The 13,656-nt window shown below is 60.8% G+C and carries 12 protein-coding genes, 1 pseudogene and 1 riboswitch; of the genes and pseudogenes, 6 read left to right on the top strand and 7 right to left on the bottom strand.

Translation table 11 applies throughout. The features are described from left to right. A pseudogene (locus OLZ32_RS38090) lies at positions 1–273 on the bottom strand (sugar ABC transporter substrate-binding protein); the annotation flags it as partial. 307 nt (positions 274–580) lie between these two features. Here OLZ32_RS38090 and OLZ32_RS38085 point away from each other — a divergent pair. The 4 genes from OLZ32_RS38085 to queE all read left to right on the top strand — a co-directional run bounded on the left by OLZ32_RS38085 (position 581) and on the right by queE (position 3,607). Beyond that, positions 581–1,636 (top strand): substrate-binding domain-containing protein, encoded by a 1,056-nt coding sequence (locus OLZ32_RS38085; protein WP_003543175.1) that lies wholly within the window; start codon positions 581–583, stop codon positions 1,634–1,636. A gap of 179 nt (positions 1,637–1,815) precedes the next feature. Continuing rightward, positions 1,816–2,526, top strand: a complete 711-nt coding sequence (gene queC, locus OLZ32_RS38080; RefSeq protein WP_003543177.1) for a 7-cyano-7-deazaguanine synthase QueC — start codon at positions 1,816–1,818, stop codon at positions 2,524–2,526. Beyond that, positions 2,526–2,882, top strand: coding sequence for a 6-carboxytetrahydropterin synthase QueD (gene queD / locus OLZ32_RS38075; RefSeq protein WP_003543179.1), 357 nt, complete (start codon positions 2,526–2,528; stop codon positions 2,880–2,882). Before queC ends, queD begins: the two co-directional genes overlap by 1 nt. Then, positions 2,879–3,607, top strand: coding sequence for a 7-carboxy-7-deazaguanine synthase QueE (gene queE, locus OLZ32_RS38070; RefSeq protein ID WP_003543181.1), 729 nt, complete (start codon positions 2,879–2,881; stop codon positions 3,605–3,607). Before queD ends, queE begins: the two co-directional genes overlap by 4 nt. 18 nt (positions 3,608–3,625) lie before the next feature. Here the strand turns inward: queE and OLZ32_RS38065 are convergent, their stop codons facing one another. The 6 genes from OLZ32_RS38065 to OLZ32_RS38040 form a co-directional block, all read right to left on the bottom strand. Then, positions 3,626–4,849, bottom strand: a complete 1,224-nt coding sequence (locus OLZ32_RS38065) for an adenylate/guanylate cyclase domain-containing protein (RefSeq protein ID WP_003543182.1) — start codon at positions 4,847–4,849, stop codon at positions 3,626–3,628. 104 nt (positions 4,850–4,953) lie between these two features. Next, the gene (gene nrdF, locus OLZ32_RS38060) at positions 4,954–5,928 is read right to left on the bottom strand and encodes a class 1b ribonucleoside-diphosphate reductase subunit beta (protein WP_003543184.1); all 975 of its coding nucleotides are present in this window, start codon (positions 5,926–5,928) and stop codon (positions 4,954–4,956) included. 197 nt (positions 5,929–6,125) lie between these two features. Further along, entirely contained in the window at positions 6,126–8,330 is a 2,205-nt protein-coding gene (gene nrdE / locus OLZ32_RS38055) for a class 1b ribonucleoside-diphosphate reductase subunit alpha (RefSeq protein ID WP_017989521.1), read from the bottom strand. Next, positions 8,309–8,713 (bottom strand): class Ib ribonucleoside-diphosphate reductase assembly flavoprotein NrdI, encoded by a 405-nt coding sequence (gene nrdI, locus OLZ32_RS38050; RefSeq protein WP_003543187.1) that lies wholly within the window; start codon positions 8,711–8,713, stop codon positions 8,309–8,311. The genes nrdE and nrdI overlap by 22 nt, the downstream gene beginning before the upstream one ends. A gap of 14 nt (positions 8,714–8,727) precedes the next feature. Beyond that, entirely contained in the window at positions 8,728–8,949 is a 222-nt protein-coding gene (gene nrdH / locus OLZ32_RS38045) for a glutaredoxin-like protein NrdH (protein ID WP_003543190.1), read from the bottom strand. A 279-nt stretch (positions 8,950–9,228) separates the two neighbouring features. Continuing rightward, positions 9,229–9,454, bottom strand: a riboswitch (cobalamin riboswitch). Between the two features lie 164 nt (positions 9,455–9,618). Beyond that, positions 9,619–11,871, bottom strand: a complete 2,253-nt coding sequence (locus tag OLZ32_RS38040; RefSeq protein ID WP_264425507.1) for a heavy metal translocating P-type ATPase — start codon at positions 11,869–11,871, stop codon at positions 9,619–9,621. Between the two features lie 71 nt (positions 11,872–11,942). Between OLZ32_RS38040 and OLZ32_RS38035 the strand changes: the two genes are divergently transcribed. Continuing rightward, positions 11,943–12,365, top strand: coding sequence for a MerR family transcriptional regulator (locus OLZ32_RS38035; protein ID WP_003543195.1), 423 nt, complete (start codon positions 11,943–11,945; stop codon positions 12,363–12,365). A gap of 69 nt (positions 12,366–12,434) precedes the next feature. Continuing rightward, complete coding sequence (locus OLZ32_RS38030) at positions 12,435–13,649, top strand: TIGR03862 family flavoprotein (protein ID WP_264425506.1); 1,215 nt, start codon at positions 12,435–12,437, stop codon at positions 13,647–13,649. Positions 13,650–13,656 lie beyond the last annotated feature (7 nt).

Genomic DNA, 13,656 nt, shown 5'->3' with positions numbered 1-13,656 from the left:
GAGCATCTGCGAGGCTGTCGGATAGGTGCCGGCCGCAACCATCGCCTTCAGCGCCGTCATCGCCGCATCGCCGCCACCGCCGGCAACCGGAACGTCCTTCCAGGCAAACCCTTCCTTCGAAAGATCCTCCTTCAAGACGTTCAGCGCAGCCGCCTCGCCGCCAGACGTCCACCAGTGCAGCATCTGCACTTCCTTGACGTCGGCGGCGCGGGCAGCACTGAGGCCAGCCATCATCACGACAGCAACAGCTGCCGAGCTCAAAAACTTGTTCATGAATTTCCTCCCGTTTGTAAATCGGCGGCGGGACCTCCCTGCCGCCCGATGCTTCCCGCCATTGCAGCGGTCAGCATACGGCCGCGCTCCTCCGCGCGGTTGCTAATTTAAAACGTTATAAATCTTTGGTCGTCAAGCCCTTTCTCGACTCCCGAGAAAAATATGGTTATTTCACTAAGCTACTGAATATAATTCATATTTAATCCATGGCTAACAAAACGCTAAAATTTAAAACGTTTCCATTCGTCGATTGCGCGCCCGATTCATCGTGTTATGGTATCGGCAATTCCAGCATGGAAAGCCAAGGGTGACCGAACCGTCCCGGCCGCAACGCGGCGAAAATCTCGATATCACGCATAAGCGCGGCAAGCCGACTTTGCGAACGATCGCCACGATCGCCGGCCTTGCGGTGACGACGGTGTCACGGGCGCTTTCCGATGCGCCGCAGATTTCGCTCGAGACCCGCCAACGGGTGCATCGCATCGCCCGCGAAATCGGCTATCTCCCTGACCGGGCCGCGCAGCGCCTGAAGACCGGCCGCACCAACGTCATCGCCATCCTGCTCGATTCGCACGAGGAAGTGGTCGGTTTCAGCACCTCGATCATGTACGGCATCGCCAAGGCGCTGAAAGAGACCTCCTACCATCTTGTCGTCGCCCCGAATTTCCTGTCGACGACCGATATCGAGGCCGCCGAATACATCATCCGCAACCACCTCGCCGACGGGCTGATCTTCACGCGCACCGAACCGCTCGATGCCCGCGTCCGCCTGCTGCTCGAAACCGGCTTTCCCTTCATCTGTCATGGCCGCACCGAATTTTCGACGCCGCACCCCTATGTTGACTACGACAATTTCACCTTTGCCTATGAGGCGACGCGCCGGCTGATCGCCAAGGGCCGCAAAAAGGTAATGGTGATCCTGCCGCCAAAACGGCTGACTTTCTGCCAGCATATCCTGCACGGCTTCATGACGGCAGTGCGGGAGGCCGGCATCGCCTATGAAATCCCCGAGGCAGTCGATCTCGATACACCGGCAGACGTGTTGCGCGACTTCATCCGCAGCCGCGCTGATGCCCCGGATGCTCCTGATGGCTTTATCTGCCCCGGCGAAGTTTCGGCGCTCGCCGTCATCAGCGGCATGAGCGATGCCGGCCGCATACTGGCGGTCGATTACGATATCGTCGCCAAGGAGACGTCCCGCCTTCTCACCCAGCTGCAGCCGAAGGTCGACACGATCCACGAGGACCTGACGGCGGCCGGAGAGGATCTGGGACGCATGCTGCTGCAGCGTATCAACAATCCGGATGCCGAGGAGGAGCTGCAGCTTCTGCTGCCGCCGCAGATCAACTTTCCGGTCGGTTAGGCCACTCGGCGATGGGAGGCGTTAGCACCCCGAAGCCATGAAAACCGCCGTGAAATCAACGTCATCTCATCCCTTAATGACGCTCACGCTTCAAAACTGTTTCCATGACGCGTGATTTGTCCTAGAAGCACCGCGCAATCCGGTCGCAGCCCACCCGGTCAAAACAAGGGATCCAAAATATGAAAACCATCGTCGTCTGCTCCGGCGGACTGGACTCCGTTTCGCTTGCCCACAAGGTAGCAGCGGAAAAACAGCTTATCGGTCTCGTCTCCTTCAACTACGGCCAACGGCATCGCAAGGAACTCGACTTCGCCGCCAGATGTGCCTCACGCCTCTCCGTTCCCCATCATATCATCGACATCGCCAGCATCGGCGGCCATCTCAGCGGATCGGCCCTGACCGATAATGTCGAGGTTCCGGACGGCCACTACGCCGAAGAGACAATGAAAGCCACCGTCGTGCCGAACCGCAACGCCATCATGCTGGCAATCGCGTTCGGTTTGGCGGCCGCGCAAAAAGCAGATGCCGTTGCCGTCGCCGTGCATGGCGGCGACCACTTCATCTACCCGGACTGCCGACCGGGCTTCATCGATGCTTTCCAGCGCATGCAGAACGAAGCGCTGGAAGGTTATGCCAGCGTGAAACTGCTTGCCCCATATGTCGATGTTTCCAAAGCAGCGATCGTGGTTGACGGCGAAAAACACGGCACGCCGTTTTCGGAGACCTGGTCCTGCTACAAAGGCGGCGAGCTCCACTGTGGGCGCTGTGGAACCTGTGTGGAACGCCGTGAAGCTTTCCATCTTGCCGGTGTTCCCGATCCCACGGAGTACGAAGACCAGGACTTCTGGAAAGCGGCCGTGTCGCGATACTCGGCCATGGAGGTGCGTTGATGTACCGCATCACCAAGGAGTTTCATCTCTCCGCCTCCCATCAACTGGATCACCTGCCTGCCGACCATCAATGTGCTCGGCTCCACGGTCACAACTACATCGTCGTCGTCGAACTGGCTGCGGAAAGCCTGAATGATGATGGCTTCGTTCGTGATTATCACGACCTCTCGCCGCTCAAGCGCTATATCGACGAAGCTCTCGATCATCGTCACCTGAACGACGTATTCGGCCATTCGAAAGTCACGTCTGAGTTCCTGGCGAAGCACTTCTACGACTGGTGCAAGCAGCACTTCCCGGAGACGTCCTCTGTTCGCGTCAGCGAGACGCCGAAAACCTGGGCGGAGTACAGGCCGTGAGCGTGGGGAGCATTCGCGTCAGCGAGATCTTTGGCCCGACCATACAGGGTGAAGGCGCCTTGATCGGGCTGCCGACGGTATTCGTGAGGACAGGCGGCTGTGACTACAGGTGTTCCTGGTGCGACAGTCTTCACGCCGTCGACAGCGCCTTCCGGGATCAATGGATTCCCATGTCCACGGAGGCGATCTGGCATAAGGTCACGGAACTCTCCGGGGGCAAACCACTGACGGTTTCCCTTTCCGGAGGCAATCCGGCGATACAGCCCTTTAGGCCACTGATCGAGCTCGGCCATTCGCAGGGATATCGCTTTGCCCTGGAAACACAGGGAAGCGTAGCCCAGGCCTGGTTTCGCGATCTCGAGACCCTGGTCATCAGCCCCAAACCGCCATCAAGCGGAATGCTGACGGATTGGGATCAGGTGGATAACTGCCTTCGCCTTGCCGCCGGCGGACCGGAGGTCGCATTGAAGATTGTCGTCTTCGACGATACCGACTACGAATTCGCCCAACGGGCGGGCGAGCGCTATCCCCAAATTCCCTTGTTCCTTCAGCCCGGCAATCATACGCCGCCGCCGCCCGATGACGATGACGCACGCATTGATATCGACGGCGTGATGGATCGGATGCACTGGCTTATTGATAGGGTGACGGCCGACCAATGGTTTACCGTACGCGTACTGCCGCAATTGCACGTGCTGCTCTGGGGAAACAAGCGAGGCGTCTGAACCCGCCTGCACTGAAAATTATGCAGCAACACGCTCCGGAAAGGCGAAGACATCGACGGGCTCCCCGAGCCCGCGCAGCGGGAAGGTGCCGAGACTATCCATATCCTTCGCGCAGCCCGCCATTTCGACGAAGGCCCGCGACAGAAGCACCGGACGCTTGACCTCCTTGGTCAGGGTTTCCAGTCGCGAGGCGACATTGACCGCCGGGCCAATGACGGTGAAATCCAACCGCCGGCGCGAGCCGATATTGCCGTACATGACGTCACCGACATGCACCCCGACGCCGTAGCGCAGCGGTTCGCGTCCGTTGCCCGCATATTGCTGGTTCAATTGCGCCATCAACGCCTGCCCTTCGCGGATCGCCTGCAGCAGATCGAGGCAGGCGGTTTCCTTGGCTAACGGGAAGATCGCCAGCAATCCGTCACCCATGAACTTCAGGATCTCTCCGCCATGCCGCTCGATCGGATCGGACATGGCGTCGAAATAATCGTTGAGCAGATGGATGACATCGTCGCGCGGCCAGAGATCGGAGATCGCCGTAAAGTCGCGCAGGTCGCAGATCATGATTGCCGCACCGACAGTCGCGCCGCTGCCGCGCGTCGTGACGCCCGACAGGATCTGTTCACTCGCATGCGGTCCCACATAGGTCTGCAGCAGCGTGCGCGCCATGATGTTCTTCAGCCGGATTTCGCTGACGAGGGTCAATGCCGGCAGCAGATCGCGCAGGAAATCGACATGCTCGCTGGTAAAACCACCCGGCCGGCTGGTCGAAAATGTCGCGACATGCCGTTTGCCGAAAGTATGCTCGAGCGGCCAGGCGATATACTCCGTGAGGCCGTCATCGCGCAGTTCCTGATAGAATGAATCCTCGTCGCCGTCGGCTGTGCCTTCCAGCTGTCTACGCACCTCCTCCGAACCCTGATGGATCGCGTTGACGGGGCTCTTCAGGAACTCCGGCGTATTTTCGACACCATAGGCGAAAGTGTTGATCTTCGCCTCTGCCAGGCCTTCCTTCCAGAGGATGCGGGCGCCGATCCATTGCGGATGGTTCGTCCTGAAATGCAATGTCGCCCGCGCCACCGGCACCCCTGCCGCCAAAAGCTTCTCGCACATATCCACCAGGATATTGTCGATGAACCGCTCGCCGCGCGTCTCGTTCACCAGCCAGTCGAGAATCCGTCTTCTGCGGATCGGCCACACGCCTTCGTCCGCAATATCGGCCTTGTTCGAAAAGGATTGCATCAAAAACTCCCGCTACGCCACATCATCGGCGAGGACCAAATTTAGTTTCCGCTGAATGTGGGCGATGAGAGTGCAAATGATAAGAGGCAGACGGCGATCAACCCTCAGAAATCCCAGTCCTCGTCCTCGGTCGCGACAGCCTTGCCGATAACATAGGAGGAACCGGACCCGGAGAAGAAGTCGTGGTTCTCGTCGGCATTCGGCGAAAGCGCCGACAGGATCGCCGGATTGACCTTGCACGCCTCACCTGGGAACAGCGCCTCATAGCCAAGGTTCATCAGCGCCTTATTGGCATTGTAATGCAGGAATTTCTTGACGTCCTCGGTCAACCCGACGCCGTCATAGAGCGCTTCGGTATATTTCGCCTCGTTGTCATAGAGTTCGAGCAGCAGCTCGAAGGCAAAATCCTTGATCTCCTGCTTCCGCTCATCGCCGAGGTGTTCCAGCCCGCGCTGGAATTTGTAGCCGATATAATAGCCGTGCACCGCCTCGTCGCGGATGATCAGCCGGATCATGTCGGCCGTGTTGGTCAGCTTGGCACGGCTCGACCAGTACATCGGCAGGTAGAAGCCGGAATAGAACAGGAAGCTTTCGAGGAAGACGCTCGCAACCTTCTTCTTCAACGGATCTCCGGAGCGATACTGCTCCATGATCAGCGCCGATTTCCGCTGCAGGAATTCGTTCTCCTCCGACCAGCGATAGGCATCGTCGACATCGGGCGTCGAGCACAGCGTCGAGAAGATCGAGGAATAGGAGCGCGCATGCACCGCCTCCATGAAGGAGACGTTGGAAAGCACCGCCTCCTCATGCGGCGTTACCGCATCCTCCATCAGCCGGATGGAACCGACGCCGTTCTGGATCGTGTCGAGCAGCGTCAATCCGGTGAAGACGCGGATGGTCAGTTGCTGCTCGGCCGTCGTCAGCGTTGCCCAGGAGGGAATGTCGTTGGAAAGCGGTACTTTCTCCGGCAGCCAGAAATTGCCGGTAAGCCGGTTCCAGACTTCGAGATCCTTGTCGTCCTCGATGCGGTTCCAGTTGACGGCGCGCACGCGGCTGACCGGCTTCAATTGCATATTCATTGTGTTCCCTCTTGAGAAATGTGTCGGGATTTGCCCCTCATCCGCCTGCCGGCACCTTCTCCCCGCCAGCGGGGCGAAGGGGATATGCCGCACCCTTTTCCGACTCTATTGCCGGTTCGTGTGGCAAGTCCCCTCTCCCCGTCAAAACGGGGAGAGGGTTAGGGTGAGGGGCCGATGCTCCGGAGCGAAATATCAAATCACAGCGTGCAGGATACGCAGCCCTGCACCTCGGTGCCGGACAGCGCCATCTGGCGAAGGCGGATGTAGTAGATCGTCTTGATGCCCTTCTTCCACGCATGGATCTGCGCCTTGTTGATGTCGCGCGTCGTTGCCGTGTCGCGGAAAAACAAGGTCAGCGACAGGCCTTGGTCGACATGCTGGGTCGCCGCCGCATAGGTGTCGATGATCTTCTCCGGCCCGATTTCGTAGGCATCCTGATAATAATCGAGATTGTCGTTGGTCATGAACGGCGCCGGATAATAGACGCGGCCGATCTTGCCTTCCTTGCGGATCTCGATCTTCGAGACGATCGGATGGATCGAGGAGGTCGAGTGGTTGATATAGGAGATCGAGCCTGTCGGCGGCACCGCCTGCAGGTTCTGGTTATAGAGGCCGGAAGCCATCACCGCCTTCTTCAACGCGGCCCAGTCTTCCTGCGTCGGAATGTGAATGCCTGACGTCTCGAACAGCGCCTTCACCCTTTCCGTCGCCGGCTCCCAGAGCCGGTCGGTATATTTGTCGAAATATTCGCCGGAGGCATATTTCGAGTGTTCGAAGCCCTTGAAGCTCGTGCCGCGTTCGACCGCCAGAAGGTTCGAGGCGCGGATGGCATGATAGGTCACCGTATAGAAATAGATATTGGTGAAATCGACGCCTTCTTCGGAGCCGTAGAAGATGCGTTCCCGGGCGAGGTAGCCGTGCAGGTTCATCTGACCGAGCCCGATCGCATGGCTCTCGTCATTGCCCTTCTCGATCGAGGGAACCGAGGAGATGTGGCTCATGTCGGAAACAGCCGTCAGCGCCCGGATCGAGGTCTCGATCATCTTGCCGAAATCGCCGGAATCCATTGCCGCGGCGATGTTCAGCGAGCCGAGATTGCAGGAAATGTCCTTGCCGAGATGTTTGTAGGAGAGGTCGTCATGATATTCGCTGGCCTCGCTGACCTGCAGGATCTCCGAGCAGAGATTGCTCATCGAGATGCGCCCGGCGATCGGGTTCGCCCGGTTCACCGTATCCTCGAACATGATGTAGGGATAACCGCTCTCGAACTGGATCTCGGCAAGCACCTGGAAGAATTCACGCGCCTTGATCTTCTTTTTGGAGATGCGGGCGTCGTCCGCCATCTCGCGGTATTTCTCCGTCACCGAAATCTCGGTGAAGGGCACGCCATAGACGCGCTCCACGTCATAGGGCGAGAACAGGTACATGTCCTCGTTATTCCTCGCGAGTTCGAAGGTGATGTCGGGCACGACGACGCCGAGCGACAGCGTCTTGATGCGAATCTTCTCGTCGGCATTTTCGCGCTTGGTGTCGAGGAAGCGCATGATGTCGGGGTGGTGGGCATTGAGATAGACCGCCCCCGCGCCTTGCCGCGCGCCGAGCTGGTTGGCATAGGAGAAACTGTCTTCGAGCAGCTTCATGACGGGAATGATACCCGAGGACTGGTTCTCGATATGCTTGATCGGCGCGCCCGCCTCGCGGATATTCGTCAGCGACAGCGCCACACCGCCGCCGCGCTTCGACAATTGCAGCGCCGAATTGATCGACCGGCCGATCGATTCCATATTGTCCTCGACACGCAGCAGGAAGCAGGAAACCAGTTCGCCGCGCTGCTTCTTGCCGGCATTGAGGAAGGTCGGCGTCGCCGGCTGGAAGCGGCCGGAAATGATCTCGTCGACCATGTCGCGGGCAAGGGTCTCGTCGCCGCGCGCAAGCGCCAGCGCCACCATGCAGATGCGGTCCTCATAGCGCTCGAGATAGCGCTTTCCGTCGAAAGTCTTCAGCGTATAGCTGGTGTAATATTTGAAGGCGCCGAGGAAGGTCGGGAAGCGGAATGTCTTGGCATAGGCCTGGTCGAACAGATCCCGCACGAAATTGAAGGAATACTGATCGAGGACCTCCTGCTCGTAATAGCCCTCGGTCACGAGGTAATCGAGCTTTTCCCGGAGGTTGTGAAAGAACACCGTGTTCTGGTTCACATGCTGCAGGAAATACTGCTTGGCAGCCATTCGATCCTTGTCGAGCTGGATCCTGCCCTGCTCGTCGTAGAGGTTCAGCATCGCGTTCAGCGCGTGATAGTCGAGGGTTTCGGCTGCCTTCGGCGGCCTTTCCCCGGCGGGCTGAGCAAAAGTTTGATGCGGTTTTGCGCCCGCATCCCGCGTCAGGTTTGTTGCCGTGTCCAAAATCGTTCCATTCCGTGTTTGACCTTGGCGACGTCGTCTTCGGTGCCCATGAGCTCGAACCGGTAAAGGTACGGCACCTGGCATTTCTGCGAGACCACGTCGCCGGCGAGCCCGTATGTCTCGCCGAAATTGCTGTTGCCCGCGGCGATCACGCCGCGGATATGTCCTCGGTTTTCCGCATCATTGAGGAAACGGATCACCTGCTTGGGAACGGCACCCTTGCCGCCGTCGCCGCTATAGGTCGGCACGATCAGCACGAAGGGTTCGCGGATATGGAACGCGTCTGCGCCGCTTGGCGGAATCCGCGCCGCGCGCAGTCCGAGCTTGGCGACGAACCGATGGGTATTCTCGGACCGGCTGGAATAATAGACGATCAGGCCCATCGCTTGTCCTCAGGTCAGGAGAGCGCGCTGATCATGTCGGGGCGGAAGCCCGCCCAATGCTGCTCGCCGGCGATGACCACTGGCGCCTGCATGTAGCCGAGACTGCGGACCCGATCGAGCGCTTCGGCATCCTGCGAGATATCGACGATGTCATAATCGACACCCAACCGGTCGAGGGCGCGGTAGGTGGCAGTGCACTGGACGCAGGCAGGCTTGCTGTAGACGATAATGGTCATGATATTCCTCGTGACGACGCGATTGGGCGCAAGACATCGATCGGAAATCTGTCGATATCCGTCGAAAAATCTCTGGTGATTTGAGCTATGCGGCCGTTTAGCCGCTGGGCGTACTCCGCCCTCTACCTCGAGCGGGTGGCGGCCGGAACTGAGATACTGACATGACTTCACCCCGAAGTGGCTCAATGCGAAGGTTTCGGGGGCGGAGGTTCGGGCCTGCGAAACGCGATGCGGAGATTCTCCGCAGCCATGCAACGCGACCTTCCGGACACCCCGCCCGTGGACGTTTCGTTCGAGGCAGGTCTCCTGGCTCACGGGTCAAAGCACCCTGCCCCAGCCTTCCCGGAGCATCATGCTCCAGTGACCTGAAATCGGACAGTTGCTCGCCGCTTACAGTTGCGGGGGCAGCTCCGGCATTGCCGCGCCATAATGGCGAAACGCACCGTATTCCCGTCTTAGCCGCCGATCCTCACGAATCGACGGAACCTCGAACACTAGATATGGTACGCGAATCGATGATGACGTCAACAGATTGTTGTGGCGGCGCAGCAATGGCGGCAACGAATCGCCGTGCCTGTGTATGACGTGGATAACGAAGCGTTAACGGAAAAGCGCTGTGGAGAACCCATCAAGAAACAGCCGGCAAAAGCCGGCTCCCCGAAACGACATTCATATCTTTATCCGAAGCAACCGCAGCGCGTTGATCGTCACCAGCACGGTGGCGCCGGTATCGGCGAGGATCGCCGGCCAGAGCCCGGTGATCCCTATGATCGTCGTCACCAGGAACACCGCCTTCAGTCCGAGCGCGATGGTGATGTTCTGCAGGATATTACGCATCGTCCGCTGCGACAGCGCGATCATCCGCGCCACGTCGCCGACGCGTCCGTGCAGCACGGCGGCATCGGCCGTCTCCAGCGCCACATCGGTCCCGCCGCCCATGGCGATGCCGATATCGGCGGCGGCCAGCGCCGGAGCATCGTTGATGCCGTCGCCGACCTTGGCGACGATGAAGCCCTGGCGCTTCAATTCGCCGACGACCCGCTGCTTGTCCTCAGGCATCATCTCGCCGCGCCAGTCGATGCCGAGGATGCCGGCAACGGCTGCCGCCGTCCGCTTGTTGTCGCCCGTCAGCATCATCGCCTTGACGCCTGCTGATTTGAGGGCAGCAAGCCCGGCCTTGGCATCCTCGCGCGGCTCGTCGCGCATCGCGATCAGCCCGGCCGCAAGACCGTTGACGAGCAGCACCGACACGCTCTTGCCCTCGTCGTTCAGCGCTGAAATGCGTGCATCCTTTTCCGCACTGAGCGCCTCGCGCTCACGGGCGGCGGGCGGCGACAGCAGGTCCAGCGTCTCGCCGCCGACTTTGCCGGTAACACCCTTGCCCGGCAGCGCTTCCAGTTCGAAGGCCGGCGGCACGGGAACGCCGTCCGCCTTGGCGCGGTTGAGGATCGCCAGCGCCAGCGGATGGCTGGAACCCTGCTCCAGCACCGCCGCACGCGACAGCACCTGCGCCTCGCTCATGCCAAAGGAGATGATATCGGTCACCTGAGGCTTGCCTTCCGTCAGCGTGCCTGTCTTGTCGAAGGCGACCATCGTCACCTTGCCGAGCGTTTCCAGCACCGCGCCGCCCTTCATCAGCAGCCCGCGCCGCGCACCTGATGAAAGCGAAGCGGCGATCGCCGCCGGCGTCGAAATGACGAGCGCGCAGGGGCAGCCGATCAAAAGGATGGCAAGGCCCTTATAGACCCATTCGCCCCATGGCCCGCCGAACAGCAGCGGCGGAACGGCTGCGACGAGTGCGGCGACCACGACCACGCCGGGCGTGTAATAGCGCGAAAACCGATCGATGAAGCGTTCGGTCGGCGCCTTCGATTCCTGTGCTTCCTCCACCAGCTTGACGACGCGGGCGATGGTGTTGTCGGCGGCGGTCGCAGTGACGCGAACCCTCAGCACCGCATCGCCATTCACCGTGCCGGCAAAAACGACGGCATCGACGCCCTTGCGCACCGGCGTGCTCTCGCCCGTCACCGGCGCCTCGTCGATCGCACTCTCGCCTGAGATGATGATGCCGTCTGCAGAGATACGGTCGCCAGGGCGAACCATGATAGTCGCGCCAACGGCAAGGCTTTCTGCCGGCACTTCCCGCGTCTGCCCATTGTCTTCGAGCAGTGCGCTCTTCGGCACCAGACCCGTCAACGACTGGATGCTTTCGCGCGCCTTGCCCGCCGCCACCCCTTCCAGCAATTCGCCGACGAGGAACAGGAACACGACCGTTGCCGCCTCTTCGCCGGCATTGATGATGACGGCGCCGACGGCGGCGATCGTCATCAGCATCTCGATCGAAAACGGTGTTCCAGAGAAGGCGGCCATGATGGCGCGCCGCGCGATCGGCACCAGCCCGATCAGCATGGCGACGATGAAGACATAGGACGCAATCGCCGGCACGAGATGGCCGACGGCATAGGCGGCAACGAGTGCGGCACCCGAAAGGATGGTCAGCCGGCCCTTCCGGCTCTGCCACCAGGAACCGGCCGTCCGCGCATGATCGTGCCCGTGCAGCCCCTCGATTTCCTTCTCGCCATGATCGTGAGCATGGTCATGGCTATGGCCTGCATGATCGTGGTCATGGCCCGCGTGATCGCTGTGATCATGTCCATGGTCGTGACGATGCTGCGAGCCGCGTTCATGCGCAGGCGCAGCACGCCCGGTAAAAGGCGCGACGGAATAGCCGAGCCCCGTCACCTTTTTCTCGATCACCTTGAGATCGCTGCTGCCATCGTGCCGGACGGTCATCGTGCCCGCCATCACCGAGACGGAAACATCGGCGACACCCGCCACGCGTCTGACCGCCGTATCGATCTTGGTTGCGCAGGCGGCGCAATCCATGCCGCCAACCCGGTATCGTGTCTCGCTCTCAGCCATGATCCGCTTCCTTGTCAAACAGAAGCATCCCTCCTACATCCTCTAGCGACTAGAGGTGCAAGAGGAAAATCATGAAAAAGATCACGATTGGCGAAGCGGCTCGCCAAAGCGGCGTCAAGGTGCCGACGGTGCGTTATTACGAGAGCATCGGCCTGCTCATGGCACCGAGCCGCAGCGAGGGCAACCAGCGCTCTTTCGAGCCCGCCGATATCAGCCGCCTCGCCTTCATCCGCCACGCCCGCGAGCTCGGATTCGAGATCGACGCGATCCGCACGCTGCTCACCCTGCAGGACGATCCGCACCAGTCCTGCGCCTCGGCCGACGCCATCGCCAAGGCCCGCCTCATCGAGGTCGAGCAGCGCATCCGCAGTCTGATGGCGCTGAAGGCCGAGCTGGAAACCATGGTGGAAGGCTGCGGCCACGGCCGCGTCGACCAATGCCGCGTCATCGAGGTGCTCGCCGACCACGGCCAGTGCACGCATCCGCACCACTGATCTCCGCCCTTGCGGACGATCCGCGCCCGCGCCAAAACTGCATACAGAGAGAATCGGGCGAAGACATCAATGAACCAGAAGCGGATTGCAATCATCGGCGGCGGCCCGGCGGGTCTCGCGGCTGCCGAACTGCTGTCCCGTTCGGGACATGCGGTGATGGTCTACGACGCCATGCCGACCTTCGCCCGCAAGTTCCTGCTGGCCGGCAAGTCCGGTCTCAACATCACCCATTCCGAGGATTATACCCGTTTCACCACGCGCTTCGGAGCGGCCTCCGCCCGTCTGCACCCAGCTCTTGATGCCTTTACCGCTGATGACATCAGGGATTGGGCAGCAGGGCTCGGGACCGAGACTTTCGTCGGCTCGTCCGGCCGGGTGTTCCCGAAGGTGATGAAGGCCTCGCCTCTGCTGCGCGCCTGGCTCAAGCGACTGGAGACGCAGGGCGCCACGCTGCGCACCCGCCACCGCTGGACCGGTTTTGCTGGAGAAGGCTACGCTTTTGAAACGCCCGAGGGACGCAGCATCGTCCATTGCGACGCGGCCCTGCTCGCGCTCGGCGGCGCAAGCTGGCCGCGCCTCGGCTCTGATGCCGCCTGGGTGCCGTGGCTGGCCGAGAGAGGCGTGGAGATCGACGCCTTCCAACCCGCCAATTGCGGCTTCGTCATCGGCTGGAGTGGAAACTTCAGCGAGCGTTTCGCCGGCGAGCCGGTCAAATCAGTCAACGCCACGTCCGAGGCTGGCACAATTCCGGGCGAATTCGTCATCACCAAGAGCGGCGTCGAGGGCAGCCTAGTCTATGCTCATGCGGCCAGCCTTCGCGATCAGTTGCGGAACTATGGCAACGCCACCCTCACGCTCGACCTCGCACCCGGCCGCACGATCGAAAGACTGAGCCGCGACCTTGCGAAGCAGGACAGCAAATCAAGCTTCGTCAACCGCCTCCGTAAGGGCGCCGGCCTCGACGGCGTCAAGGTGGCATTGTTGCGGGAACTCGTCTCCGAGCAGGAGCGGACTGATCCCGAACGGCTGGCGATAAGGATCAAGGCGCTGCCGATCCCGCTTGTCGAAACCCGGCCGATCGCCGAGGCGATCTCCTCGGCCGGCGGCATCCGGTGGAGCAGCGTCGACGAAGGCTTCATGTTGAAAGCCCGGCCCGGCACCTTCGTCGCCGGCGAAATGCTCGATTGGGAGGCGCCGACCGGCGGCTACCTCCTCACCGCCTGCCTTGCGACCGGCCGGGCAGCCGCACTCGGCATCGAAGACTGGCTGCAGCGCCAGCTTTAGCCAGGCA

Source organism: Rhizobium acaciae, assembly GCF_025941625.1.
GTDB classification, from domain to species: domain Bacteria; phylum Pseudomonadota; class Alphaproteobacteria; order Rhizobiales; family Rhizobiaceae; genus Rhizobium; species Rhizobium acaciae.
This window is presented reverse-complemented; position numbering and strand designations above follow the sequence as displayed.